This window comes from Streptomyces sp. NPDC126497 (assembly GCF_040302425.1).
Taxonomy (GTDB): domain Bacteria; phylum Actinomycetota; class Actinomycetes; order Streptomycetales; family Streptomycetaceae; genus Streptomyces.
This window is the reverse complement of sequence record NZ_JBEORT010000016.1, coordinates 30248-56509: the sequence shown is the minus strand read 5'-3', so window position 1 is coordinate 56509 and position 26262 is coordinate 30248. Positions and strand designations below refer to the sequence as shown.

The window sequence follows — 26262 nt, the reverse complement described above, 5'->3', positions numbered from 1 at the left end:
AGCGACGTACGCTGGACACCCCGGCCCGCCGCGCGTGTCGGGCCCGTCGTGTTGCACACCCCCGGAGGGAAAGCGCCCCGCATGAGCCTGCACGGTCTGCTCGACGCCGTAGTCAAGGACACCGCCCTCGCGGAAGCGATCGCGGCCGCCGCGGACGGCAACCGCACGCACGTCGACCTGGTCGGCCCGCCCGCGGCCCGCCCCCTCGCGATCGCCGCCCTGGCCCGCGACACCGGCCGCCCGGTCCTGGCGGTCACGGCGACCGGCCGCGAGGCGGAGGACCTGGCGGCGGCCCTGCGCTCCCTGCTCCCGCCCGAGGGAGTCGTGGAGTACCCCTCCTGGGAGACGCTGCCGCACGAGCGGCTCAGCCCCCGCAGCGACACCGTCGGCCGCCGCCTCGCCGTACTGCGCCGCCTGGCCCACCCCCGCCGGGACGACCCGGAGACCGGTCCGGTCTCCGTCGTCGTCGCGCCCGTGCGCTCCGTGCTCCAGCCGCAGGTCAAGGGCCTGGGCGAGCTGGAACCCGTGTCCCTGCGCACCGGACGGAACGCCGATCTGAACGAGGTCGTCGAAGCGCTCGCCGCCGCCGCGTACGCGCGCGTGGAGCTGGTCGAGAAGCGTGGCGAGTTCGCCGTGCGCGGCGGCATCCTCGACGTGTTCCCGCCCACCGAGGAACACCCCCTGCGGGTGGAGTTCTGGGGCGACGACGTCGAGGAGATCCGTTACTTCAAGGTCGCCGACCAGCGCTCCCTGGAGGTCGCCGAGCACGGCCTGTGGGCCCCGCCGTGCCGCGAGCTGCTGCTCACCGAGGACGTGCGGGAACGCGCGCGGGCCCTCGCCGAGGCCCACCCGGAGCTGGGCGAACTGCTCGGCAAGATCGCCGAGGGGATCGCGGTGGAGGGCATGGAGTCCCTGGCCCCCGTCCTCGTCGACGACATGGAGCTGCTGCTGGACGTGCTGCCCGAGGGCGCCATGGCCGTCGTCTGCGACCCCGAGCGGGTGCGCACGCGCGCCTCCGACCTGGTGGCCACCAGCCAGGAGTTCCTGCAGGCGTCCTGGGCGGCCACCGCCGGCGGCGGGGAGGCGCCCATCGACGTCGGCGCGGCCTCCCTGTGGTCCCTCGCGGACGTCCGCGACCGGGCCCGCGAGCTGGGCATGATGTGGTGGTCGGTGTCGCCGTTCGCCGCCGACGAGGAGCTCGACGCCGACACCCTCAAGCTCGGCATGCACGCCCCCGAGAGCTACCGCGGCGACACCGCGCGGGCCCTCGCCGACACCAAGGGCTGGCTCGCCGACGGCTGGCGCACGGTCTTCGTCACCGAGGGCCACGGCCCGGCCGCCCGCACGGTCGAGGTGCTCGGCGGCGAGGGCATCGCCGCCCGCCTCGCCGTCTCCGACGGCAGGACGGGCGACCTCGGCGAGATCGCCCCGTCCGTCGTGCACGTCGCCTGCGGCTGCATCGACCACGGCTTCGTCGACCCGGTGCTCAGGCTCGCCGTGCTCACCGAGACCGACCTGACCGGCCAGAAGGCCTCCGGCCGCGAGGGCGCCCGGATGCCGGCCCGGCGGCGCAAGACCATCGACCCGCTCACCCTGGAGGCGGGCGACCACATCGTCCACGAGCAGCACGGCGTGGGCCGCTACATCGAGATGGTGCAGCGCACCGTGCAGGGCGCCACCCGTGAGTACCTGGTGGTGGAGTACGCCCCCGCCAAGCGCGGCCAGCCCGGCGACCGCCTCTACATCCCCACCGACCAGCTGGAGCAGATCACCAAGTACGTCGGCGGCGAGGCGCCCACCCTGCACCGCCTGGGCGGCGCCGACTGGACCAAGACCAAGGCGCGCGCCAAGAAGGCCGTCAAGGAGATCGCCGCCGACCTGATCAAGCTCTACAGCGCCCGCATGGCCGCCCCCGGCCACGCCTTCGGCGGTGACACCCCCTGGCAGCGCGAGCTGGAGGACGCCTTCCCCTACGCGGAGACGCCCGACCAGCTCACCACCATCGCCGAGGTCAAGGAGGACATGGAGAAGTCGGTCCCCATGGACCGCCTGGTCTGCGGCGACGTCGGCTACGGCAAGACCGAGATCGCGGTCAGGGCCGCCTTCAAGGCCGTGCAGGACGGCAAGCAGGTCGCCGTCCTCGTCCCGACGACGCTGCTGGTGCAGCAGCACTTCGGGACGTTCAGCGAGCGGTACGCGCAGTTCCCCGTCGTCGTGAAGGCGCTGTCCCGCTTCCAGACCGACACCGAGGCCAAGGCGGTCCTGGAGGGGCTGCGCGAGGGCTCGGTGGACGTCGTCATCGGCACCCACCGCCTGTTCTCCTCGGAGACCAGGTTCAAGGACCTCGGCCTGGTCATCGTCGACGAGGAGCAGCGCTTCGGCGTGGAGCACAAGGAGCAGCTGAAGAAGCTGCGCGCCAACGTCGACGTGCTGACCATGTCCGCCACGCCGATCCCGCGCACCCTGGAGATGGCGGTCACCGGCATCCGCGAGATGTCGACGATCACCACCCCGCCGGAGGAGCGTCACCCGGTGCTCACCTTCGTCGGACCGTACGAGCAGAAGCAGATCGGCGCCGCGATCCGCCGCGAGCTGCTGCGCGAGGGCCAGGTCTTCTACATCCACAACCGGGTCGAGTCGATCGACCGGGCGGCGGCCCGGCTGCGGGAGATCGTGCCCGAGGCGCGGATCGCCACCGCCCACGGCCAGATGTCGGAGGCGGCCCTGGAGAAGGTCGTCGTCGACTTCTGGGAGAAGAAGTTCGACGTGCTGGTGTCGACGACGATCGTCGAGTCCGGCATCGACATCTCCAACGCCAACACCCTGATCGTCGAGCGCGGCGACAACTTCGGCCTCAGCCAGCTGCACCAGCTGCGCGGCCGGGTGGGCCGGGGCCGGGAGCGCGGGTACGCGTACTTCCTGTACCCGCCGGAGAAGCCGCTGACGGAGACCGCGCACGAGCGGCTCGCCACCATCGCCCAGCACACCGAGATGGGCGCGGGCATGTACGTGGCGATGAAGGACCTGGAGATCCGCGGCGCCGGGAACCTCCTCGGCGGCGAGCAGTCCGGGCACATCGCGGGCGTCGGCTTCGACCTGTACGTGCGGATGGTGGGCGAGGCGGTCGCGGACTACCGGCGCCAGCTGGAGGCAGGGGAGCCCGGGGCGGGAGGAGTGGAGGAGCCGCCGCTCGAGGTGAAGATCGAGCTGCCCGTCGACGCGCACGTCCCGCACGACTACGCGCCCGGCGAGCGGCTGCGCCTCCAGGCGTACCGGGCGATCGCCTCCGCGAACTCGGAGGAGGACGTCAAGGCCGTGCGCGAGGAACTCGTCGACCGCTACGGCAAGTTGCCGGAGCCGGTGGAGAACCTGCTGCTGGTGGCGGGCCTGCGGATGCTGGCCCGCGCGTGCGGGGTCGGCGAGGTCGTCCTCCAGGGCAACAACGTCCGCTTCGCGCCGGTGGAGTTGCGCGAGTCCCAGGAACTGCGCCTCAAGCGCCTCTACCCCGGCACGGTCATCAAGGCGGCCGCCCACCAGGTGCTGGTGCCGCGCCCGAAGACCGCGAAGGTGGGCGGCAAGCCGCTGGTCGGGCGGGACCTGCTGGGCTGGGTCGGGGAGTTCCTGACGTCGGTCCTGGGGTCCTGACCCGCGTACGCGCACGAGGGGCCGTCCACGGCGTGCGGTCGCCGTGGACGGCCCCGGCGGGTGCGTGCGGCCCTACGGCCGGCCGGGACGGCCGCGGTGCACGCCGAACCGGTGTTCGGCGTGCTGCTGCCCGGTGTCGATCCGCTGCCTGTGCTTGCCGCCGGTCCTCTCGTTCATCTTCTTCGCCACGGCGTCCGAGGCCTTGCCGGCCTTGTCGCGCGCCGTCCTGCTGCTCTTGAACTTGTCGAGGATGCCCATGCGGGAACTCCTTCCCGAGGTGACTCGGAACCGACGATACGCGCGCTTCGCGGTATGTGCCCGTGTGGTTCCGGACCGGTGCCGGTCTCTCACTCGTTGTGGTGGGATACGGGTCGACCCGCCCCCACCGGGGCAGGAGACAGGTGGACGAGGGAGGAGCGCGGTGACACGGAACAAGGGGTGGAACGCGCGGGCCCGCGGCGCGGGACCGGCGGTGATCGCCACGATGGCCCTGCTCGCCGGGTGCGAGGCGGTCCAGGACACGGGGTCCCCGACCGACACCGGAGGCGGCGACGCCGCCTCCGGCGGACGCGCCGTCAGCCCGCTGGACAACCCCGACGGCACCGGACCGGGACTCGCGCCCGTGACCGGCGAGTCGGACCGGGCCGAGTCCGTCGACCTCATCGCGGAGGTGGCGACCAAGGGCCGCGGGCCGAGGACGGGCTACGACCGCGACGAGTTCGGCTACGCCTGGATGGACACGGCCGACGGGGTCCCGCTGGCGCGCAACGGCTGCGACACCCGCAACGACGTCCTGCGGCGCGACGGCCAGGAGGTGCGGTTCCGGTCCGGTTCCGACTGCGTGGTGGTCGCCATGACACTGGACGACCCGTACACCGGGACGACCATCGAGTGGCGCAAGCAGGAGGCCGCCGAGGTGCAGATCGACCACGTGGTGCCGCTCTCCTACAGCTGGCAGATGGGTGCCTCCCGCTGGCCCGAGGCCAAGCGGGAGCGGCTGGCGAACGACACGCTCAACCTGATCCCGGTCCAGGGGCGGGCCAACTCGGCCAAGGGGGACTCCGGGCCCGCGACCTGGCTGCCGCCGGACAAGCGGATCCGGTGCGCGTACGCGGTCCGCTTCGCCCAGGTCGCCGTCAAGTACGAGATGCCGGTGACGGCGGCCGACAAGCGGATGATGCTGGAGCAGTGCGGCGGCTGAGCGGGGCGGACGGCGGTAAATCGTTTCTCCGGAGTTGGGGCCCCTGCTTACGGTGACCGCCATGGACTTCACGGTATCGAGGCTCGCGGACCGTCCCGACAGGGAACGGGCGGTGCGCGAGATGGCGGACACCTGGCCCCCGTTCGTGATCGAGGACATGGTGGGCAACGCGTACTTCCCGCGCATCGCCGTGGACCTGCCCGAGTACGTGCTGTTCGCCGAGGACGGACGGGGCGAGGTGGTCGCCACCGCGCACAGCGTGCCGTTCGCGCTCGGCGCCGGGGGCCGTGGCGAACTGCCCGCCCGCGGCTGGGACCAGATCCTGGTGTGGGCCTTCTCCGATCTGCACCGCGGCGTCCGCCCGGACACCGTCAGCGCCATCTCGGTCAGCGTCGCCCCGCGGGCGCAGGGCCGCGGACTGTCCGCGCTGATGCTGTCCGCCATGCGCGACAACGCCCGGGACCGCGGCTTCCGTGAGGTCGTCGCCCCCGTCCGGCCGAGCGCCAAGCACCTCGAGCCGCGCACCCCCGTCGAGGAGTACGTCCGCCGCGTGCGCCCCGACGGCCTGCCGCAGGACCCGTGGCTGCGCGTCCACGCCCGGGCCGGTGCCGTGATCGAGTCGGTGGCACCGGTGTCCATGACCGTCTCCGCCCCGCTGGCGGACTGGCGCCGCTGGACCGGGCTGCCCTTCGACACCGACGGCGAGGTCGAGGTGCCCGGCGCGCTGGTGCCGGTGCGGTGCGAGACGGAGCACGGGTACGCCGTGTACGTCGAGCCCAACGTGTGGATGCGGCACCCGCTGTGAGCCGCCGGACGGGCCGGTCCGGGGAGCCGGGGTCCGGGACCTTCCCGGCGGGTTCCTCCGCCGTGCCCGGCCCGGCCGGGTCGCGTGACGGAGCGGTGTCCGCCCCGTCCCCGCCGCCGCAGCCGGTGAGGCCGGCGAGCGCGGTGGGGCACCCGGAGTCCTAGAAGTTGCCGTTGCCGATGATCTCGCCGTCGGCGCCGTACACGGTGACGAGACCGTTGTCGCTCTGCTTCCAGTCGGCGAACGCGGAGGAGATGAGCTTGGCGGGGCCCATGCCCTCGCCCATGATCCCGCCGGTGAAGTCGGTGTGGACGTCGGCGGCGTCGAGGATGTCGTTCTGCTCGTCCGCGCCCTGGACCTTGGTGACGTGCGAGACGGCGTCCTTCTCCTGCGGCGTCCCGTTCTTCCGCACGAACGCCTTGAACCGCTCGGCCTGGGACGCCTTCTCGGCTGCCCCGTCCCCGGCGGCCTTCGCGTCCGGCCCGCTGTCCGACGTCGCACCGCCGGACTTCCGCTCCGCGGAGGCCGAGGTGCCCTTGCCCCCGGAGCCGCCGTCCGGGTCTGCGGAGTTCGCCGAGACGGCGCCGAGGACGACGATCCCCACGACGGCGCCCAGCGCGATCTTGCTCTTCATGCCCATGACTGTGTCTCCTCCCGGCGCAGCCACCGCCCTCCGTGACGGTCGCTCGTTCATGGGAAACAACAAGAACACACTCTGTGAACTCCGTCAACGCAGTTCACATCAATCCCGTGATGCACACCCGTGAATACAGGGGACTTGCATCCCTCGGTATGCTCATCGCCCCGTGGGACAGCAAAGGGAAGGCGGGGCGGGGTGCCGGACACGCAGGACGACGCGACGGAAGTGACCGTCGCCGGGATCGCACGACTGGCCGGGGTCGGCCGCGCCGCCGTCAGCAACTGGCGCCGACGGCACACCGACTTCCCCGGGCCCGTCGGCGGCACCGGGACCAGCCCCTCGTTCGCGCTGGCCGAAGTGGAGGAGTGGCTGCGCCGGCACCGCAAGCCCACCGAGGTCCCGCCGAGGGAACGCGTCCGGCAACAGCTCGTCGGCCACCCCGCCGGGCCGCTCACCGCGCTCACCCACGCCGGCTGCGTCCTGCTGCTGGTCCACGACCGCTCCCCGGTCTGGCTCGAGGTGAGCTCCGGCTCCGACGAACGACTCGCCGCGCTGCTGCCCGGGGCGCTGGAGCAGGTGTTCACCGCACGGTTCGGCGACGCGTACGGCCCACGTGTGAACACCGCCGGCGCTGTTCACACTTCCGCCGCCTCCGCCACGCGCCGGCCCCTCGAACCGCCCACCGCCCCCCGGCTGCTCCCCTCCGTCCCCCTGCTCCGCGCCGTCGCCGGGCTCGCCGCCGAGCTCGGCGCCCGGCGCACCTTCGAGTTCCTGCTCGACCGGCACCTCGGCGCCCATCCGCGCCCGTGCCCGCCCACCCCCGCCGGCCTCGCCGGCCTGATGGCCGACCTGGCCGGCACCGCCCGCACCGTCCTCGACCCGGCCTGCGGCACCGGCGCCCTGCTGCGCTCCGTCGCCTCCCGTCCGGACCGGCGGCTCTACGCCCAGGACAGCGCCGGCGAACTCGCCGCCCTCACCGTGCTCCGCCTCGCCCTGCACACCCGCGCCCCCGTGCACGCCGCCGTCGGCGACACCCTGCGCGCCGACGCCCACCCGGAGCTGCGGGCCGACGTCGTCCTGTGCCACCCGCCGTTCAACGAGCGCGACTGGGGGCACGACGAACTCGCCTACGACCCGCGCTGGGAGTACGGCTTCCCGGCCCGCTCCGAGTCCGAGCTGGCCTGGGTGCAGCACGCCCTCGCCCGGCTGCGGGACGGCGGCACCGCCGTGCTGCTGATGCCGTCCGCCGCCGCGTCCCGCCGCTCCGGACGCCGGATCAGGGCCGACCTGCTGCGCCGGGGCGCGCTGCGCGCCGTCGTCGCGCTGCCGCCCGGCGCGGCGCCCCCGTACGGCGTCCCGCTGCACCTGTGGGTGCTGCGCCGGCCCGAACAGGCGCCGCCCCAGCCGGAGGTGCTGTTCGCCGACGCCGGGCGGTTCGCCGGCGAAGGGCGCGGCGACCCCGACTGGCCGGGGCTGCGGGAGGCGGTCCTCGACGCCTGGCGCGCCTTCGAGCGGGCCGGCCGGCTCGGCGAACGGCCCGGGCCGGCCCGCTCCGTGCCGGTCATCGAGCTCCTCGACGACGACGTCGACCTCACCCCGGCCCGCCACCTCCCGCCCCCGGCCGCCGCGGACGGCGCCGACCGGCTCACCGGCGTGCGCGAACGGCTCGGCGAGACCCTGCGCCTGGCCGCCGGCCTCACCCCGCCGCCCGTCGACCCCGCGCCGCCCGCCGCCGGGCGGCCGCCCCTCACCACCGTCGGCGAACTCGCGCGCGGTGGCGTCCTGGTGCTGCGGACGGGCGGAAACGGCGGCCGCGGGCGCCTGCCCGTCCTCACCGACCACGACGTCCTCTCCGGGACCGGCCCCTCCGGCACGCTCCCGGAGGGCGACGGGGAGGCGGTGCTCACCGAACCCGGCGACGTCGTGGTGCCCGTGCTCGGCGGGAGCGCCGTGGCACGGGTGATCGACGACGCCACCGCCGGGGCCGTCCTGGGCCGCGACCTCGTCCTGCTGCGCCCCGATCCGGAGGTGCTCGACGCGTGGTTCCTCGCCGGGTTCCTGCGCGGCACCGCCCACCACCGCCAGGCCGGCGGCCACGCGTCCACCGCCGCCCGGCTCGACGTGCGCCGGCTGCGCCTGCCCCGGCTCGCCCCGGCCGAACAGCGGCGCTACGGGGCGCGCTTCCGGGCCCTGGACGAATTCGAGCGGGCGCTCGGACAGGCGGCCCGGCTCGGCGAGCGGCTCGTCCGCGGGATGTACGACGGCCTGGCCGACGGGACGATCGCCCCCGGCTGAGCCCGCGCAACGCCCGCGGCGCACCTCCGAAACGCCCCGGTACGGCAACGGTTCGGTACATCCCGGGACCGGTTGTCGCCGTCGGCCTATACGCTCGGACTCCGAGTTCCCACCGGCTACACCACCTGTCCAGGAGCAGTCATGTACGGCCACGGCGCGGCGCCGCCCACCCCCAGCGCGGCATCGGTCATCACGCAGCGCGTGCTGTACGCCGCCGCCGGCGTCCTGTGCTGCGGACTGCTGGCGTGCGTGCCGCTGTTCCGGGTGGCGTTCCTGCGGGGGCGGCTGCTCGACTGGGCGGCGGCCTGGGTGAGCATCCCGCTGTCGATAGCCTGCCTCGCGGTGGTCGGCGCGCTGCCGGAGACGGACCGCCGGACCGACGTGGCCCTGGCCACCGTCCTGATCCTCGGCGCGCTCTCGGCCGCGTACTACCTGATCGTGGACATCCGCTTCCACCGGCGACCGCGCCCCTACGCGGGCCGGATGCCGCCGTCGCCCCACGCCACGACGGTGCACGGCCCGGGCGGCCACACCCCCTACGGCTACCCGCAGCAGGGCTCGCCGTACGCGCCCACGCCGGTGCCGCAGCCCCCGGTGCCCCACATCCCCGCCCCCCACACCCCGGTGCCCCACACCCCCGTACCGCCGCAGTCGGCGCAGCCCCCCGCGCCGGCCCGGATCGACCAGGTGCGCGCCGAGCTCGACGAACTCAGCGACTACCTGCGCCGGCAGGACGGGCAGCAGGGCGACCACGGGGGCGGAAGGTGAGCGTGACGACGGGACGTGTCGTCGCCGGCCGCTACGAACTGTCCACGCTCATCGGACAGGGCGGCATGGGCCAGGTCTGGACGGCCTACGACAAACGGCTGGACCGGCGCGTGGCGGTGAAGCTGCTGCGCCCGGACAAGGTGGCCGGCCAGGAGGCCGACGAACTGCGCCGCCGCTTCGTGCGCGAGTGCCGGGTGACCGCACAGGTCGACCACCCCGGCCTGGTCACCGTGCACGACGCGGGCAGCGAGGGCGAGGAGCTGTTCCTCGTCATGCAGTACGTCGACGGCGCCGACCTCGGCGACCACCTCGCCGAACACGACCCGTACCCGTGGCAGTGGACGGTGGCGGTGGCCGCGCAGCTGTGCGCCGTGCTGAGCGCGGTGCACGCCGTGCCGATCGTCCACCGCGACCTCAAGCCGCGCAACGTGATGGTGAAGCAGGACGGCACGGTCACCGTGCTCGACCTCGGCGTCGCCTCCGTCATGGACGCCGACACCACCCGTCTGACCCACACCGGCACGCCCATCGGGTCGCCCGCCTACATGGCCCCCGAGCAGGCGATGGGCGGCGCGGTCGGCCCGTACACGGACCTGTACGCGCTCGGGGTGCTGATGCACGAGCTGCTCAGCGGCGACGTGCCGTTCGCCGGCTCCACGGCGCTCGGGGTGCTGCACCGGCACCTGTACGAGCCGCCGGTGCCGGTGCGCCGGATCCGCCCGGAGGTCCCCGAGGCCCTGGAGACCCTGGTGCTGCGGCTGCTCGCCAAGGACCCGCAGCACCGCCCGGACTCCGCGCAGGAGGTCTACGAGGAGCTGGCGGGGCTGCTCCCCGCGCGGGGAACGCCCACCGGCGCGCCCCTGGACCCCACCCGCCCCTTCCTGCGCCCGCACGCCCCCTGGCCGGACCGCGCCCGCATCCCCTCGCCCCGGCCGGCCCCCGCCGCGCCGCCCGCGCCCGCCGCGGAGAAGGCCGATGTCGCCGCCGCCGTGGACGAGGTGAAGCGGCTGCTCGGCGAGGGCCGCATCACCCAGGCCGTCGACATCCTCGGCGCGATCCTGCCCGTCGCCGCCGAGCAGCACGGCGAGCACTCGCCGGTCGTGCGCACCCTGCGCAAGCACTACGCGGCCACGCTCCTGGACGACGGCCAGTACCGGCGCGCCCTGCCCGAACTGCGCCGCCTCGCCGACGAACGCGCCGCCGAGGCCGGCCAGGCCGACCCGCAGTCCCTGCGCCACCGCTACGAGGCCGCCCAGTGCCTGGAGCAGCTCGGCGAACCGGCGGCGGCGCTCGCCGAGTACCGGGCGCTGCTGGCGTACTACGAGAACCAGTACGTGGCCGCCGGCGACCCGCAGCTCGCCCATGACGTCCGCCGCCGCATCGGCCACCTGCTGCTCGCCCTGGGCGACCGGGCCGCCGCGCACGACACGCTGGTGCGGCTGCTGCACGACGTGGAGCGCGTGCAGGGACCGGGGCACCCGCTGGCCGCCGACATCCGGCGGACGCTGCAGTGGCTGGGGCAGGTGCACGGATAGCCGTACGGCCGGACGGCGGACCGCGAGGGGCCGTACGGCCGGACGGGGCGGACGCCGGTGCCGGAAGTCCTCGTGAATCGTTGGTCGAATGGGTTGGCCAGAGCTTGGCCGATGCCTACCATCGATCACCGCAAGACTTTGTGCACCGCCGCACAAGCTCTCCTCAGGAGGTCTCCTTGCACCGCCGCCGTCGCACCGCGCTCCTCCTCACCGCCGCGATCGCCGCGGCGGCCCCCCTGCTCACCGCCTGCGGGAACGACGCGCACCCCGGCGCGGCGGCCGTCGTCGGCGGCGAGCGGATCACCGTGTCGCAGCTGGAGAACCGGGTCGACGAGGTCCGCGCGGCCCAGCGGGCGGCCGTACCGGACGACGCCCAGTACCAGCAGGCCATCGCCCGCACCGGCAGCCTCACCCGCGACACCCTGCACAGCATGGTCCTGGACCGGGTGCTGGAGCGTGCCGCGCGGGACGCCGGCGTGACGGTCACGGACCGCGAGGTCCAGAAGATGCGGTCCGGGCTGGAGCAGCAGGCCGGCGGCGCCGAGGCGTTGGAGGCGGCCTGGCTGCAGCAGTACGGCATCCCGCCGCAGCGCCTCGACGACAACCTCCGCCTCCAGGCCCAGGCCCAGAAGCTCGCCCAGCGGCTCGGCACCGACACCAGCAGGCCCGAGTTCTGGCAGGCGCTGTCCGAGGCGGGCGAGGAACTCGACGTCGACCTCAACCCGCGCTACGGCGCGTGGGACGTGAAGAAGAGCAGCCGGGTCGACGCCGGGACGCCGTGGGTGCGGGACGTCACGGCGGCCGGGGTGCCGCAGACGCTCTGACCGGTCGCCCGCGGACGACCCGGCCTGTGGACGACCCGGCCTGTGGACGACCCGGCCTGTGGACGACCCGGGAGCTGTCGGCGGGGTGGGCTAGTTTCGAAGCGTGAACGCAATCAGTCCCGCACCGAGCCCCGAGGCCGCCCCCGGCCGTGTCGTCCTGCTCACCACCAGCCACCGTGTCGCGCCCGGCCTGCTGTCCTGGCCGGCCTGGCAGGCCCTGCACGCGGCCGACCGGGTGCTGTGCGCGGACGGCGCCCACCCGCAGCTGCCGTACCTGCGGGAGGCCGGGATACCGGTCGAGGAGGCGTCACCGACCGCCGAGGAGATCGTCGGAGCCTGTGCCGGCGGGCGGACGGTGGTGGTCGTGGCGACGGGCGAGGGCGAGCCCGCGCTGACCGACGGTCTGGCCCGGCTGGCCGGGACCGGCCGGGTGCGGATGCCCGAGCTGGAGCTGCTGCCCGCCTCCTACGACCTGCCGGGCGCCCGGCTGCTCGACCTCGTGCAGGTGATGGACCGCATCCGCGCGGAGTGCCCGTGGTCGTCCCGGCAGACCCACGAGGGCCTGGCGAAGTACGGCATCGAGGAGGCGTACGAGCTCGTCGAGGCCATCGAGGAGGGCGACCGGGACGAGCTGCGCGAGGAGCTGGGGGACGTGCTGCTCCAGGTCGTCTTCCACGCCCGGATCGCCGAGGAGCACCCTCGGGAGCCGTTCTCCGTCGACGACGTGGCGGGGGGCATCGTGGCCAAGCTGATCCACCGGCACCCGCACGTCTTCGGCGAGGAGACGGCGGACACGCCGGAGGACGTCAGGGCGCACTGGCTGCGGACCAAGGCCGAGGAGAAGCGGCGCAGCTCGGTGACGGAGGGGGTGCCGCTCGGACAGCCCGGGCTGGCACTGGCGGCGAAGCTGGGGTCGCGGGCGCGGACCGCGGGGCTGGACGTGCCGCTGCCGGTGGGGGAGGGGGTCGGTTACGAGCTGCTGGCGCTCGCGGTGCGGGCGGAGGCGGCGGGGGTCGATCCGGAAGCGGCGCTGCGGGCCGCCGCGCGGGTGTACCGCGACGCGATACGGGACGCGGAGGGCGGCGGCCGGCGCGAGGGCTGAGCGAGGGTCGCGGGGCGGCGGGACCCCCGCCGCCCCCCTTCCCGTCCCGACACCGGGGGCGCCCCCGGGGCCCCCGTTCGGGCGGTTCCCCGCGCCCCTGAGGGGCGCGGGCGGCCCGTTAGGGTCGCCGCATGGATGACCAGCCTGCCGCCCCCGCCCCGCGGGGCCCTGTTCCCGAGCTGTTCAGCTGGGAGTTCGCCGCCGATCCCTACCCCGCCTACGCCTGGCTGCGCGAGCACGAGCCCGTGCGCAGGACCCGGCTGCCCAGCGGGGTGGAGGCGTGGCTGGTCACGCGGTACGCCGACGCCAAGCAGACCCTCGCCGACAACCGGCTGTCCAAGAACCCGGCGCACCACGACGAGCCCGCGCACGCCAAGGGCAGGACCGGTATCCCCGGGGAGCGCCAGGCGGAGCTGATGACACACCTGCTGAACATCGACCCGCCGGACCACACCCGGCTGCGCCGGCTGGTCAGCAAGGCGTTCACCCCGCGCCGGGTCGCCGAGTTCGCGCCCCGCGTGCAGGAGCTCACCGACGGACTCATCGACCGGTTCGCGGCCGACGGCTCCGCCGACCTCATCCACGACTTCGCCTTCCCGCTCCCCATCTACGCCATCTGCGACCTGCTCGGCGTCCCCCGCGAGGACCAGGACGACTTCCGGGACTGGGCGGGCATGATGATCCGCCACGGAGGAGGGCCGCGCGGCGGGGTCGCCCGGTCGGTGAAGAAGATGCGCGGCTACCTCACCGAGCTGATCCACCGCAAGCGCGAGGCGCTCCCCACCGGGCCCGTCCCCGGCGAGGACCTCGTCTCCGGCCTCATCCGCGCCTCCGACCACGGTGAGCACCTCACCGGGAACGAGGTCGCCGCCATGGCGTTCATCCTGCTGTTCGCCGGTTTCGAGACCACCGTCAACCTCATCGGCAACGGCACCTACGCCCTGCTCACCCACCCCGGTCAGCGGGACCGTCTGCAGAAGGCCCTCGCCGCCGGGGAACACGGACTGCTGGAGACCGGCGTCGAGGAGCTCCTGCGCTACGACGGTCCCGTGGAGCTCGCCACCTGGCGGTTCGCCACCGAGCCGGTCACCATCGGCGGGCAGCGCATCGCGGCCGGCGACCCCGTCCTCGTCGTCCTCGCCGCCGCGGACCGGGACCCGGAGCGGTTCGCCGACCCGGACGTGCTCGACCTCGGCCGGCGCGACAACCAGCACCTGGGGTACGGCCACGGCATCCACTACTGCCTGGGGGCCCCGCTGGCCCGCCTGGAGGGCCGGACCGCGCTCGCCACCCTGCTGACGCGTCTGCCGGACGTGCGGCTCGCGGTGGAACCCGCCGAGCTGCGCTGGCGGGGCGGGCTCATCATGCGCGGACTGCGCACCCTCCCGGTGGAGTTCACCCCGTCGCGGAACGGTCCGCGGGAGTGACGGAGCGGGCCGCCGTCCGCAGTGCCCCCGGGGGGACCAGCGCAAACATGACACGCGTTCAACTCTGTGATCTTCACGTGATCTGCGCGGCATGAACTTGTGACAAGTGATCGTCTGCCTATACGTTCACCCATCAAGTGCAGCGGATGGGTTTCCATTTGCCGCGCCGGTCATTGCTGTCTTGCGAAAGGTTTCCGCATGCTCTCCGGGAACGGTCGACACCGTCGCCCCCGCCAGGCTCCGGCTCTCCTCGTCGCGGCCGGAGTGACCGGCTCCGCCATCGCGATCCCGCTCCTCGGGGCCGGCAGCGCCAGTGCGGCCGACGGTGCGACCTGGGACCGGGTCGCCGAATGCGAGAGCGGCGGCTCGTGGAGCCAGAACACCGGCAACGGCTATTACGGCGGCCTGCAGTTGACCCAGGACGACTGGGAGAGGCACGGCGGCCTGGACTACGCGCCCAGCGCCGACCAGGCCAGCCGCGGCCAGCAGATAGCCGTGGCCGAGAGAATCCTCGCCGACCAGGGGGTCGGCGCGTGGCGCACCTGCGGGCTGACGGCGGGTCTCGACCAGGACGCGGCGTCGGCCGACATCGACACGGGTGTGGCGGAGGACTCGGCGTCGGGTGCGTCCGGTTCCTCTGGTTCCTCTGGTTCCTCCGATTCATCGGACTCGTCGGAGTCGTCCGGATCGTCGGACTCCGGCGATTCGTCCGCTTCCTCCGCCTCGTCGTCCGGCGCCGAGCGGACGGAGGGCGGTGAGGGTCCGGCCGGTGAATCGGCCACATCCGACACGTCGGACGACTCGGACGCGGATTCGGACACCGGATCCGGCGCCGGATCCGGCACCTCCCCCTCCGCCTCGGCCACCCCCAAGAGCGACGAGTCGGACAAGTCCGGGCAGACCACCGGCTCTTCCGAGCTCACCGACGCCGAAGGGACCGGCACCGGTCGCCACCGCGGCGTCAGCGCCGAGGAGGGCGAGGTGGCGGACCGCAGGTCGGACTCGTCCGGCCGGCACGCCTCGCGCGGCACCGACGCCCCCCGCGACGCCGCCGACGGCTCGTACACCGTGCGCACCGGGGACAGCCTCTCGTCCATCGCCGACTCCCTCGCCGTGGAGGGCGGTTGGCGGTCGCTCTACGTCGAGAACGAGCAGGTCGTCGGTGCCGACCCGGACCTCATCCTGCCCGGTCAGGAGCTCGAGGTCGGGGTCGAGCCGGGCGAGGAGTGACGCCCGAAGACGTCTGCGCGCGGCGGCAGTTGACGTCATGATTCGCGGTGAATGTCCCTTTTAAAGGGTGTGAGAGATAGGTCTCAGAAGCCTTGATCGTCTTTGAAATTCCGTGGATCGCGTGCTTACGGTCGTGACTGCTCGCCACCGCGGGCACCGGCTTCCGCCACGCCTAATCCTGCCGGCGGAAGCACGGGAACAGTCGTCGCGTCATGCGCCGTAGGCAGGAGCGGGGGACCCAAGGTAGGCGCTCGGTCCGGTGGTTGACACCGGGTCGGGCTTGGGGTGAAGCCGCGTCCCGTGAGGGGCGCGGCCGGGCAACTCAACCGGCCCGAACCCGACAGCTCACCTCGCAGGCGTCGGTGAGGGGATCCATCCATGCTGTTTTCCGGCAAGGGCAAGCACCGTCGTCCGTCCAAGGCCACCCGAGCGATCGCCGTGGCCGGCGTCGCCTCCGCCGCCGTCGCCGCCCCGCTGATGGCGGCCGGCAGCGCCTCCGCCGCCACCGCCTCCGAGTGGGACACCGTCGCCCAGTGCGAGTCCGGCGGCAACTGGTCCATCAACACCGGCAACGGCTACTACGGCGGTCTGCAGTTCTCCGCCTCCACCTGGGCCGCGTACGGCGGCACGCAGTACGCCTCCACCGCCGACCGGGCCAGCAAGGCGCAGCAGATCGAGATCGCCGAGAAGGTCCTCGCGGGCCAGGGCAAGGGCGCCTGGCCGGTCTGCGGCACGGGCCTGTCCAACGCCGCCTACGGCGGCTCCTCCTCGAACGGCTCCGGCTCCTCGCAGGGCGCCGGTTCCGCCGAGACCCGCGAGACCGGGCAGAAGGCCTCCCGCTCCGCCGAGCGCCCGGCCGCCGAGCGGCAGACCGAGCAGAAGGCCGCCGAGCCGGCCGAGAAGGAGACCGTCACCACCCCGACCGGCAAGAAGGTCGAGAAGGGCGACGGCGAGTACAAGGTCGTCAAGGGCGACACGCTCAGCTCCATCGCCGCCGAGCGGGACGTCGAGGGCGGCTGGGCCGAGCTGTTCGAGCTGAACGACGACATCGTCGACGACGCCGACCTCATCTACCCGGGCCAGCAGCTGCACCTCAAGTAAGCGGCGGCCCCCCTGCTCCCCGCCCCGGTGCGTCCTCCCCCGTACGCACCGGGGCGGGGTTTTCACGTCCGGGTTTCCGGAAACTATTTTGTTCCGTTCGGAAACAATTTACTCTCGGTTCTGTCCACGGGGCGGGCGACCGGCTGGCCGATCGCCCGGAGCCGGTTAGGCTCGGTCTCGCAGGACCCACCGTGGCCCTGCTCACCCGCGTCACATCCATGAAGGAGATGCTCGTGCCGTCCATCGACGTCGTCGTAGCCCGGGAAATCCTGGACTCCCGAGGCAACCCCACGGTCGAGGTCGAGGTCGGCCTCGACGACGGCAGCACCGGTCGTGCCGCCGTCCCGTCCGGTGCCTCCACCGGCGCCTTCGAGGCCGTCGAACTCCGTGACGGCGATGCAGGCCGTTACCTGGGCAAGGGTGTCGAGAAGGCCGTGCTGGCCGTCATCGAGCAGATCGGCCCGGAGCTCGTCGGTTACGACGCCACCGAGCAGCGCCTGATCGACCAGGCGATGTTCGACCTGGACGCCACCGACAACAAGGGCTCGCTCGGCGCCAACGCCATCCTCGGCGTCTCGCTCGCCGTCGCCCACGCCGCCTCCGAGGCCAGCGACCTCCCGCTCTTCCGCTACCTGGGCGGCCCCAACGCGCACCTGCTGCCGGTGCCGATGATGAACATCCTGAACGGCGGCTCGCACGCCGACTCCAACGTGGACATCCAGGAGTTCATGATCGCTCCGATCGGCGCGGAGTCCTTCTCCGAGGCCCTGCGCTGGGGCGCCGAGGTCTACCACACCCTGAAGAAGGTCCTGAAGGGCAAGGGCCTGGCCACCGGCCTCGGCGACGAGGGCGGTTTCGCACCGAACCTCGGCTCCAACCGCGAGGCCCTCGACCTCATCCTCGAGGCGATCAAGGAGGCCGGCTACACCCCCGGCGAGCAGATCGCCCTGGCGCTCGACGTCGCCGCGTCCGAGTTCTACAAGGACGGCTCCTACACCTTCGAGGGCAAGGAGCGCTCCGCCGCCGAGATGACCGAGTACTACGCCGAGCTCGTCGACGCGTACCCGCTCGTCTCCATCGAGGACCCGCTGTTCGAGGACGACTGGGAGGGCTGGAAGACCATCACCGCCAAGCTCGGTGACAAGGTCCAGCTCGTCGGCGACGACCTGTTCGTCACCAACCCCGAGCGCCTGGCCCGCGGCATCGAGGAGGGCGCCGCCAACGCCCTGCTGGTCAAGGTCAACCAGATCGGCTCGCTGACCGAGACCCTGGACGCCGTCGAGCTGGCCCAGCGCAACGGCTTCAAGTGCATGATGTCCCACCGCTCCGGCGAGACCGAGGACGTCACCATCGCCGACCTGGCCGTCGCCACCAACTGCGGCCAGATCAAGACCGGTGCCCCGGCCCGCTCCGAGCGCGTCGCCAAGTACAACCAGCTGCTGCGCATCGAGGAGATCCTCGACGACGCCGCGGTGTACGCCGGCCGCAGCGCCTTCCCGCGGTTTCGCTCCGCGAACCAGTAGGCACGGCGCTCCGCGAACCAGTAGGCACGGCGCTCCGCGAACCAGTAGGCGCAGCGCCCCTGCGAACCAGTAGGCGCAGCAAGGGCTGAGCGGCGCCGCTCCCGCGGGCGGCGTCGTACGTACGTCCCCGCACCCGGTCCCGTACCGTGTGCGGGGACGTACGCACGTATGAGGCCGAACGAGAGGCGGGAACATGGCGGTGAAGGACCGGGACCGCTTCTCCACCGCGACCAGGATCCGGCTGATCGGCGAGCAGACCGCGGCCCGGGTCTACCGCTCGCAGACCAAGCGCCAGGCCCGCCGTTCCCGGCTGACCGGGCGCGCGGCGCTGCTCGCCCTGGTGGTCTGCTCCCTGATCGTGGCCCTCGCCTATCCCATGCGGCAGTACGTCTCCCAGCGCGCGGACATCGCCGACCTCCAGCAGGAACAGGACGAGGCCCGCCAACGGGTCGAACGGCTGCGCGACCTGAAGGCCCGCTGGCAGGACGACGCGTACGCCGAGCAGGAGATCCGCCGGCGGCTGCACTACGTCCTGCCCGGCGAGACCGGCTACATCGTCATCGACCCGGGCGCGGCGAAGCAGTCCCGTACGGATCTCGACGCCGCCGACCGCCCCTGGTACGCGAACGTCTGGGACGGCGTCGACCAGGCCGACGCCGCCCACTGACCCCTTATCGAGAGCCGCAGAGAGACACGTATGGAAACGCCCCCGCCCACGACCCCGCGCACCGAACCCACCGACGCGGACGTCGAGGCCTTCAAGCAGCAGCTCGGGCGGCCCCCGCGCGGGCTGCGCGCCATCGCGCACCGCTGCCCCTGCGGGCAGCCGGACGTCGTGGAGACCGCGCCGAGGCTGCCCGACGGCACCCCCTTCCCGACGCTGTACTACCTCACCTGCCCGAAGGCGAACTCCGCGATCGGCACGCTGGAGGCGAACGGCGTGATGAAGGAGATGACGGAGCGGCTGGCCACCGACCCCGAGCTGGCGGCCGCGTACCGCGCGGCGCACGAGGACTACGTCCGGCGCCGTGACGAGATCGAGGAGCTCAAGGGCTTCCCCAGTGCGGGCGGCATGCCGGACCGGGTGAAGTGCCTGCACGTGCTGGTCGCCCACTCGCTGGCCGCGGGTCCGGGGGTCAACCCGCTGGGGGACGAGGCGTTGGCGATGCTGCCCGAGTGGTGGCGCAAGGGCGCCTGCGTGACGCTTCCCGAGGCCGGCACGGTGAAGGAGGACGGCAGGTGACCCGGGTCGCCGCCATCGACTGCGGTACGAACTCCATCCGGCTGCTGGTGGCCGACGCGGACCCCGTGACGGGCGAACTGACCGACCTGGACCGGCGGATGACGATCGTGCGGCTCGGCCAGGGGGTCGACCGCACGGGCCGGCTGGCGCCCGAGGCGCTGGAGCGGACGTTCGCCGCCTGCCGGGAGTACGCGGAGATCATCAAGGAGCACGGCGCGGAGCGCCTCCGCTTCGTCGCCACCTCCGCCTCCCGGGACGCCGAGAACCGCGACGAGTTCGTGCGCGGGGTGCTGGGCATCCTGGGCGTGGAGCCCGAGGTCATCACCGGCGACCAGGAGGCCGAGTTCTCCTTCACCGGCGCCACCAGGGAGCTGACCGGCCGGACCGACCTGCGCCGCCCGTTCCTGGTCGTGGACATCGGCGGCGGCTCGACCGAGTTCGTCGTCGGCGACGACCGCGTCCGTGCCGCCCGCTCGGTGGACGTCGGCTGCGTGCGGATGACCGAGCGGCACCTGGTGCGGGACGGGGCCGTGACGGACCCGCCGGCCGAGGAGCTGATCGCGGCCATGCGCGCCGACATCGAGGCCGCCCTCGACCACGCCGAGGAGACGGTCCCGTTGCGCGAGGCGCACACCCTGGTCGGCCTGGCCGGCTCGGTGACGACCGTGTCGGCGATCGCCCAGGACCTGCCCGAGTACGACTCCGTGGCCATCCACCACTCCCGGGTCTCCCGCGACCGCGTCCGGGAGATCACCGGGTGGCTGCTGCGCTCCACCCACGCCGAGCGCGCCGCGGTGCCCTCCCTGCATCCCGGCCGGGTCGACGTGATCGGCGCCGGGGCCCTGGTCCTCCTGGCGGTCATGGAGCGGATCGGCGCGGAGGAGGTCGTGGTGTCGGAGCACGACATCCTCGACGGCATCGCCTGGTCCGTGGCCTAGCTCTCCTTCGCTACCGGTCAGTAGCACTCCGCTGAGCAGCCGGGATAGCGTTTGAGCGGCGCCCGGGGGGCCTTCCGGGCCCCCCGGGAACGCCCTGCCGGGAAAGTTCGTGAAGTTCTTCACAAGGAATTGGCCCCGGGAGGACGAAGAAAGGGGTCCGGTTGACCCGTTCGGGCCCTCAACGCCCCTTTGAACACGTTCAGAAGGGAGCGGCGGGCGGTCTGGTGGAGAGTGGTGCGCGGAGCGGCCGGGACCCCTCACAGCACCCTCCGGCCGACAGAGAGGCAGCTCACGCGGCATTGACAACGTCCCGTGCGGGGCGCCGGTTCCCGTTTCGCGCTGTGATCTGGATCAAGAAGTGCGGGATGGTAGCACAGGCCTTGGCGAAGCTTGTGAAGGGGCGCACGATATACCCCCCTGAGGCGGGTGGATACTCGATGGCATGAGCACCACGGAGCGTCCCAGGATCCTCGTAGTAGGCGGTGGGTACGTAGGCCTGTACGCAGCTCGGCGCATCCAGAAGAAGATGCGTTACGGCGAGGCGACCGTCACCGTCGTCGACCCGCGGTCGTACATGACCTACCAGCCCTTCCTCCCCGAAACCGCCGCCGGCAACATCTCCCCGCGTCACGTCGTCGTCCCGCTGCGACGCGTGCTGCCCAAGGCGGAGGTCCTCACCGGCCGGGTCACCACCATCGACCAGGACCGCAAGGTCGCCACGATCGCCCCGCTGGTCGGCGAGGCGTACGAGCTGCCCTTCGACTACCTGGTGATCGCGCTCGGCGCGGTCTCCCGCACCTTCCCGATCCCCGGTCTCGCGGAGCAGGGCATCGGCATGAAGGGCGTCGAGGAGGCCATCGGCCTGCGCAACCACGTCCTCGAGCAGCTCGACAAGGCCGACTCCACCACGGACGAGGAGATCCGGCGCAAGGCGCTCACCTTCGTCTTCGTGGGCGGCGGCTTCGCCGGTGCGGAGACCATCGGTGAGGTCGAGGACATGGCCCGGGACGCGGCCAAGTACTACAAGACGGTGTCCCGCGAGGACATGCGCTTCATCCTGGTCGACGCCGCCGACCGGATCCTCCCCGAGGTGGGTCCCAAGCTCGGCACGTACGGCAAGGAGCACCTGGAGAGCCGCGGCGTCGAGGTCTACCTGTCCACGTCGATGGACTCCTGCGTCGACGGCCACGTGGTCCTGAAGAACGGCCTCGAGGTCGACGCCGGCACCATCGTGTGGACGGCGGGCGTCAAGCCCAACCCGGCGCTGTCCCGCTTCGGCCTGCCGCTCGGCCCGCGCGGCCACGTCGACACCGAACCGACCCTCCAGGTCAAGGGCACCGACTACATCTGGGCCGCGGGCGACAACGCCCAGGTCCCGGACCTCGTGGGCCGCAAGGCCGGCAACGAGAACGCCTGGTGCCCGCCGAACGCCCAGCACGCGCTGCGCCAGGCCAAGGTCCTCGGCGACAACGTGATCTCCGGCATGCGGGGCTTCCCGCAGAAGGAGTACAGCCACGCCAACAAGGGCGCGGTGGCGGGCCTCGGCCTGCACAAGGGCGTCGCGATGATCGTCGTCGGCAAGATGAAGATCAAGCTGAAGGGCCGTCTCGCCTGGTACATGCACCGCGCGTACCACGGCATGGCGATGCCGACCTTCAACCGCAAGATCCGCGTCTTCGCCGACTGGACCCTCGGCATGTTCCTCAAGCGCGAGGTCGTGTCCCTGGGCGCGATCGAGTCGCCGCGCGAGGAGTTCTACGAGGCCGCGAAGCCGACGCCCGCGCCGGCGGCCGCCCCGCAGGAACCGAAGAAGACCGAGGCCAAGGCCTCCTGACCCCCGGTCACCCCCGAAGGGGCCGCCCGCCATCCGTGGTGCGGGCGGCCCCTTCGGCGTTGCCCGGGGGAGGGGGACCGGGGACCGCCCGGAGATCCCGGCGAGGCCTGGAACAGCCCTCCGCGCGCGTGCGATCCAGCATTTTGCCCGAGGACGACGCGTGCCGGGGAGTGCCGGCCCGCCCCCAGGTGTTTACGTGGTGCCGACATTCCGGGATTCCCGTCACGGAGGTGTACACCATGCCAGACGCCGCCTCGCGGCTGAAAAGCCACGTCGAACAGCTCATCGGCACTCCCCTCCCGGTCCGCGTCCGCGCCTGGGACGGATCGCAGGCCGGCCCCCCGGACGCCCCGACCCTGGTCGTACGCAACCGCCGGGCTCTGCGCCACCTGCTCCGCAAGCCGGGCGAACTCGGTCTCGCCCGCGCCTGGGTGGCCGGCGACCTCGCCGTCGAGGGCGACCTCTACGCCGCCCTCGACCGGCTCGCCGGCCTCCTCTGGGAGCGCGACGAGGGCGCCCGCACCCGCGTCCGCACCCGGGCCCTGCGCGATCCCGCCTTCCGCTCCGCCGTCCGCGGACTGATCGCCCTCGCGGGCCTCCCGCTGCCGCCCGCCCCGCCCCCCGAGGAGGCCCGCCGCCCCCGCCGCGGCCTGCACACCAGGCACAGCGACCGGCACGCCATCAGCCACCACTACGACGTCGGCAACGACTTCTACGAGATCGTCCTCGGCCCGTCCATGGTGTACTCCTGCGCCTACTGGCCCGCCCCGCCCCCGCGGGGCACCCTCGAGCAGGCCCAGCGCGACAAACTCGGACTCGTCGCCCGCAAGCTCGCCCTGGAACCCGGCCGGCGCCTGCTGGACGTCGGCTGCGGCTGGGGTTCCATGGCCGTCCACGCCGCCCGCGACCACGGTGCGGAGGTCGTCGGCATCACCCTCTCCCGGGAACAGGCCGCCTACGCCCGCAAGCGCGTCGCCGACGAGGGCCTGACCGACCGCGTCGAGATCCGCTTACAGGACTACCGGGACGTCACGGACGGCCCGTACGACGCCATCTCCTCCATCGGCATGGCCGAACACGTCGGATCCGAGCGCTACCTGGAGTACGCCACCGCCCTGCACCGGCTCCTCAAGCCGGGCGGACGGCTGCTCAACCACCAGATCGCCCGCCGCCCGCAGCGGGACGAGACCTCGTACGAGGTGGACGAGTTCATCGACGCCTACGTCTTCCCCGACGGCGAACTCGCCCCGCTGGGCACCACGGTGTCCCTGCTGGAACGTTCCGGTTTCGAGGTGCGCGACGTCGAGTCGATCCGCGAGCACTACGCGCTCACCCTGCGCCGCTGGGTGGCGAACCTGGAGGCCGACTGGAGCCGCGCGGTGTCGCTCGCCGGCCCCGGGCGGGCCCGCGTCTGGCTGCTCTACATGGCCGCGTCCGCCCTCGCCTTCGAGCGCAACCGCATCGGCGTCAACCAGGTCCTCGCCGTCCGGACCCCCGGATCCGGCACCTCCGGCCTCCCCCTGCGCGCCCGCACCTGGAACTGACCCCGCGCACGGCGACGGGCCCCGCTCCACCCGGAACGGGGCCCGTCGCCGCAGCCGTCGCCCCTACTCGGCCTTGATCGCCTGCAGCATGTTCAGCCGGGCCGCCCGCCGCGCCGGCCACAGCGACGCCAGCACGCCGACCACCGCGGCCAGCAGCAGGAAGACCCCCATCCGGGCCCACGGCAGGACCAGTTCGTACGTCGCCATCCGCGACCCCACCAGCTCACCGGCCGCCCAGCCGAAGAACACGCCGAGGCCGAGGCCGAGCACCGCGCCGAACAGCGAGATCACCAGGGACTCCAGCCGGACCATCCGCTTGATGCCCGTGCGGTCCAGGCCGATCGCCCGCAGCATGCCGATCTCCTGGGAGCGTTCGAACACCGACATCGCCAGGGTGTTGACGACGCCGAGGACCGCCACGATCACCGCCATCGCCAGCAGGCCGTAGACCATGTTCAGGATCAGGGTGAACATCTTCGCGATCTCGTTGGAGAGGTCCTGCTTGTCCTGGACCTTGATCGCCGGGTTGCTGCCGAGGGCCTTCTCCAGCGCGTCCTTCGCCGTGTCGGACGCACCGTCGGCGGTCTTCACCATGACCATCATGTCGGCCGGTTCCGACTCGTGCGGGTCGAGGGCCGCGGTGTCGACCATGATGCCGCGCATCATCTCGTTGGCCTGGTAGACACCGGCGATCGTGAGCTTGCGCTTGTCGCCGTCGTCGTAGGTGACGGTGAAGTCCGAACCGGCCTTCCAGCCGTACGACTTCGCGGTGTCCTCGTCCACGACGGCCCGCGTGCCGCCGACCTCGAAGGAGCCCTGCGTGACCGGGAACTCGGTCAGCTCCTCGATCGTGGCGCCGTTCACGCCGGTCAGGTACTCGTACTCGCCGTCGATGCGGGCGTACGCGTTGCGCATCGGGCTGACGGCGGTCACGTCGCCGGACGTCCTCAGCTGCTTCTCGACGTCCTGCGACAGGGGGTGCCCGTTCGCCATGGACACCATGTAGTCCGCCTCGATCGCGGAGGCCGCCATCTTGTCGATGGACTTCTGCAGGCTGCCGGCCATCACCGTCATCCCGGTGATCAGGGTGAGCCCGATCATCAGCGCGGAGGCGGTGGCGGCGGTACGGCGCGGGTTGCGCACCGAGTTCTGCCGGGCCAGCTTCCCGGAGACCCCGAAGACGCGCAGCACCGGCGCCGCGGCGGCGATCAGCGGGCGGGACAGCAGCGGGGTCAGGACGAAGACGCCGATGATCAGCAGGACCGCGCCGAGACCCATCGGGGCCTGCCCGTCGGCGCCCTCCATCGTCGTGGCCACGAGGACCACCGCGACACCGGCCGCCGAGAACAGCGCGCCCAGCGTGTTGCGCAGCACCAGCGACTTGGTGGTCGCCTGGGCGTGCAGCGCGCTCATCGCCGCCACCGGCGGGATCTTCGCGGCCCGGCGGCCGGGCAGCCACGCGGCGAGCATGGTCACCAGGACGCCGACCGCGAACGCGGAGGCCACCGTGCCGGGAGTGATCACCAGGGGCCCCTCGGGCATGGGCGCGTCCAGCGTCCCCATCAGGGAGCGCAGACCCGCGCCGATGCCGACGCCCGCGACGAGCCCGACGACGGCGGCGACCGCGCCGACCACGAACGCCTCGATCAGCACCGACCGCGTGACCTGGCGCCGGGAGGCGCCGACCGCGCGCATCAGGGCCAGTTCCCTGGTGCGCTGGGCGACCAGCATGGTGAAGGTGTTGGCGATGATGAACGTACCGACGAACAGCGAGATGCCGGCGAACACCAGCAGGCCCTGCTTCAGACCGCTCATCGAGGCGGCGATCGCCTTCGCCTGGTCCTCGGCGAGCTTCGTGCCCGTCGTGGTCTCCACGGCGTCGGAGGGCAGCGCCTTCTCCAGCTGGGCCCGCAGCTCGGTGTCGCTGACACCGTCCTTGGCCTTGACGGCGATCTCGTCGAAGACGCCCGGCTTGCCGAGCAGCTTCTGCGCGGTCGGCGTGTCGAACAGGGTGAGGCTGCCGCCCGCCGCGACGTTGCCGTCGTCGGTGGTGAAGACACCGGTGATCTCCGGCTCCAGGACGGGACCGTCGATCGACATCCGTACGGTGTCACCGACCTCGTAGCCGGTCCGCTTCGCGGTCTCAGAGTCGATGAGGATCTCGCCCTCGCCCTTCGGCGCGCGCCCGCTGACCAGCGGATACCGGGGGTCCTCGGCCCCCCAGTAGTTGCCGCCCTGGGACTGGAAGCCGTTGCCGATCAGCTTGCCGTCCTTGTCGGCGAGCGCGGTGAAGCCCTGGACGGTGCCGATGGCCCGCGCGGCGCCGGGCACGGCGGCACTGTCGTCGACCAGTTCGCGGGTCAGTTCCTGGTACTCGCCCTCCTCGTCACCCTCGCCCTCCTTCCACTGGCCGGTGACGGCGACGTCGATGTGGTCGAAGCCCTTGGCGGACTGCTTCTGCAGGGCCTGGGAGAGGCTGTTGGTGAAGACCAGGGTCCCCGACACGAAGGCCACGCCGAGCATCACGGCGAGCACGGTCATCAGGAGCCGGGCCTTGTGCGCGAGCACATTGCGCAAGGCGGTACGGAACATGGAAGTCTTCTCGAG

At 72.7% G+C, this 26262-nt stretch carries 20 protein-coding genes and 1 riboswitch; of the genes, 17 read left to right on the top strand and 3 right to left on the bottom strand.

What is annotated here, in order from left to right; all coding sequences use genetic code 11:
- Positions 1–81 precede the first annotated feature (81 nt).
- Positions 82–3645, top strand: a complete 3564-nt coding sequence (gene mfd, locus ABTY20_RS10965) for a transcription-repair coupling factor (RefSeq protein ID WP_351996661.1) — start codon at positions 82–84, stop codon at positions 3643–3645.
- Between the two features lie 72 nt (positions 3646–3717).
- Here the strand turns inward: mfd and ABTY20_RS10960 are convergent, their stop codons facing one another.
- Positions 3718–3903 carry an antitoxin gene (locus tag ABTY20_RS10960; RefSeq protein ID WP_351996660.1) on the bottom strand — a complete coding sequence of 62 codons (186 nt, stop codon included), beginning with the start codon at positions 3901–3903 and terminating at the stop codon, positions 3718–3720.
- A gap of 226 nt (positions 3904–4129) precedes the next feature.
- On the opposite strand from ABTY20_RS10960, the gene ABTY20_RS10955 reads away from it, so the two are divergent.
- Both ABTY20_RS10955 and ABTY20_RS10950 read left to right on the top strand, forming a co-directional pair.
- Positions 4130–4846: an HNH endonuclease family protein gene (locus tag ABTY20_RS10955; RefSeq protein ID WP_351996694.1), complete on the top strand. Its 717-nt coding sequence runs from the start codon at positions 4130–4132 to the stop codon at positions 4844–4846.
- 61 nt (positions 4847–4907) lie between these two features.
- Positions 4908–5651, top strand: a complete 744-nt coding sequence (locus ABTY20_RS10950; RefSeq protein WP_351996659.1) for a GNAT family N-acetyltransferase — start codon at positions 4908–4910, stop codon at positions 5649–5651.
- Between the two features lie 160 nt (positions 5652–5811).
- Here the strand turns inward: ABTY20_RS10950 and ABTY20_RS10945 are convergent, their stop codons facing one another.
- Positions 5812–6291: a hypothetical protein gene (locus tag ABTY20_RS10945; RefSeq protein WP_351996658.1), complete on the bottom strand. Its 480-nt coding sequence runs from the start codon at positions 6289–6291 to the stop codon at positions 5812–5814.
- Between the two features lie 195 nt (positions 6292–6486).
- Here ABTY20_RS10945 and ABTY20_RS10940 point away from each other — a divergent pair, with 195 nt between their 5' ends.
- The 14 genes from ABTY20_RS10940 to ABTY20_RS10875 all read left to right on the top strand — a co-directional run bounded on the left by ABTY20_RS10940 (position 6487) and on the right by ABTY20_RS10875 (position 23655).
- A complete protein-coding gene (locus ABTY20_RS10940) occupies positions 6487–8586 on the top strand; it encodes an N-6 DNA methylase (RefSeq protein ID WP_351996657.1) in 2100 nt (699 codons plus the stop codon).
- A 141-nt stretch (positions 8587–8727) separates the two neighbouring features.
- On the top strand, positions 8728–9354 hold the full coding sequence (locus tag ABTY20_RS10935; protein ID WP_351996656.1) for a hypothetical protein: 627 nt from the start codon (positions 8728–8730) through the stop codon (positions 9352–9354).
- 38 nt (positions 9355–9392) lie between these two features.
- Positions 9393–10889, top strand: a complete 1497-nt coding sequence (locus ABTY20_RS10930; RefSeq protein WP_351996693.1) for a protein kinase domain-containing protein — start codon at positions 9393–9395, stop codon at positions 10887–10889.
- Between the two features lie 176 nt (positions 10890–11065).
- Complete coding sequence (locus tag ABTY20_RS10925) at positions 11066–11713, top strand: SurA N-terminal domain-containing protein (RefSeq protein WP_351996655.1); 648 nt, start codon at positions 11066–11068, stop codon at positions 11711–11713.
- Between the two features lie 103 nt (positions 11714–11816).
- Complete coding sequence (locus ABTY20_RS10920) at positions 11817–12815, top strand: nucleoside triphosphate pyrophosphohydrolase (protein WP_351996654.1); 999 nt, start codon at positions 11817–11819, stop codon at positions 12813–12815.
- Positions 12816–12946: 131 nt separating this feature from the next.
- Complete coding sequence (locus ABTY20_RS10915) at positions 12947–14242, top strand: cytochrome P450 family protein (protein WP_351996653.1); 1296 nt, start codon at positions 12947–12949, stop codon at positions 14240–14242.
- A 198-nt stretch (positions 14243–14440) separates the two neighbouring features.
- The gene (locus ABTY20_RS10910) at positions 14441–15472 is read left to right on the top strand and encodes a LysM peptidoglycan-binding domain-containing protein (RefSeq protein WP_351996652.1); all 1032 of its coding nucleotides are present in this window, start codon (positions 14441–14443) and stop codon (positions 15470–15472) included.
- A 205-nt stretch (positions 15473–15677) separates the two neighbouring features.
- Positions 15678–15846: riboswitch (cyclic di-AMP (ydaO/yuaA leader) on the top strand.
- Between the two features lie 4 nt (positions 15847–15850).
- Complete coding sequence (locus tag ABTY20_RS10905; RefSeq protein ID WP_351996651.1) at positions 15851–16573, top strand: transglycosylase family protein; 723 nt, start codon at positions 15851–15853, stop codon at positions 16571–16573.
- Between the two features lie 233 nt (positions 16574–16806).
- Positions 16807–18096 (top strand): phosphopyruvate hydratase, encoded by a 1290-nt coding sequence (gene eno, locus ABTY20_RS10900; protein ID WP_351996692.1) that lies wholly within the window; start codon positions 16807–16809, stop codon positions 18094–18096.
- A 193-nt stretch (positions 18097–18289) separates the two neighbouring features.
- Entirely contained in the window at positions 18290–18763 is a 474-nt protein-coding gene (locus ABTY20_RS10895) for an FtsB family cell division protein (protein WP_351996650.1), read from the top strand.
- A gap of 30 nt (positions 18764–18793) precedes the next feature.
- Positions 18794–19339: a DUF501 domain-containing protein gene (locus ABTY20_RS10890; protein ID WP_351996649.1), complete on the top strand. Its 546-nt coding sequence runs from the start codon at positions 18794–18796 to the stop codon at positions 19337–19339.
- Positions 19336–20277 carry a Ppx/GppA phosphatase family protein gene (locus ABTY20_RS10885; protein WP_351996648.1) on the top strand — a complete coding sequence of 314 codons (942 nt, stop codon included), beginning with the start codon at positions 19336–19338 and terminating at the stop codon, positions 20275–20277. The genes ABTY20_RS10890 and ABTY20_RS10885 overlap by 4 nt, the downstream gene beginning before the upstream one ends.
- A 442-nt stretch (positions 20278–20719) precedes the next feature.
- The gene (locus ABTY20_RS10880; protein WP_351996647.1) at positions 20720–22111 is read left to right on the top strand and encodes an NAD(P)/FAD-dependent oxidoreductase; all 1392 of its coding nucleotides are present in this window, start codon (positions 20720–20722) and stop codon (positions 22109–22111) included.
- 239 nt (positions 22112–22350) lie between these two features.
- On the top strand, positions 22351–23655 hold the full coding sequence (locus tag ABTY20_RS10875; RefSeq protein ID WP_351996646.1) for a class I SAM-dependent methyltransferase: 1305 nt from the start codon (positions 22351–22353) through the stop codon (positions 23653–23655).
- A 63-nt stretch (positions 23656–23718) separates the two neighbouring features.
- On the opposite strand, the gene ABTY20_RS10870 is transcribed toward ABTY20_RS10875, so the two are convergent.
- Positions 23719–26247 (bottom strand): ABC transporter permease, encoded by a 2529-nt coding sequence (locus ABTY20_RS10870; protein WP_351996645.1) that lies wholly within the window; start codon positions 26245–26247, stop codon positions 23719–23721.
- Positions 26248–26262: the final 15 nt, after the last annotated feature.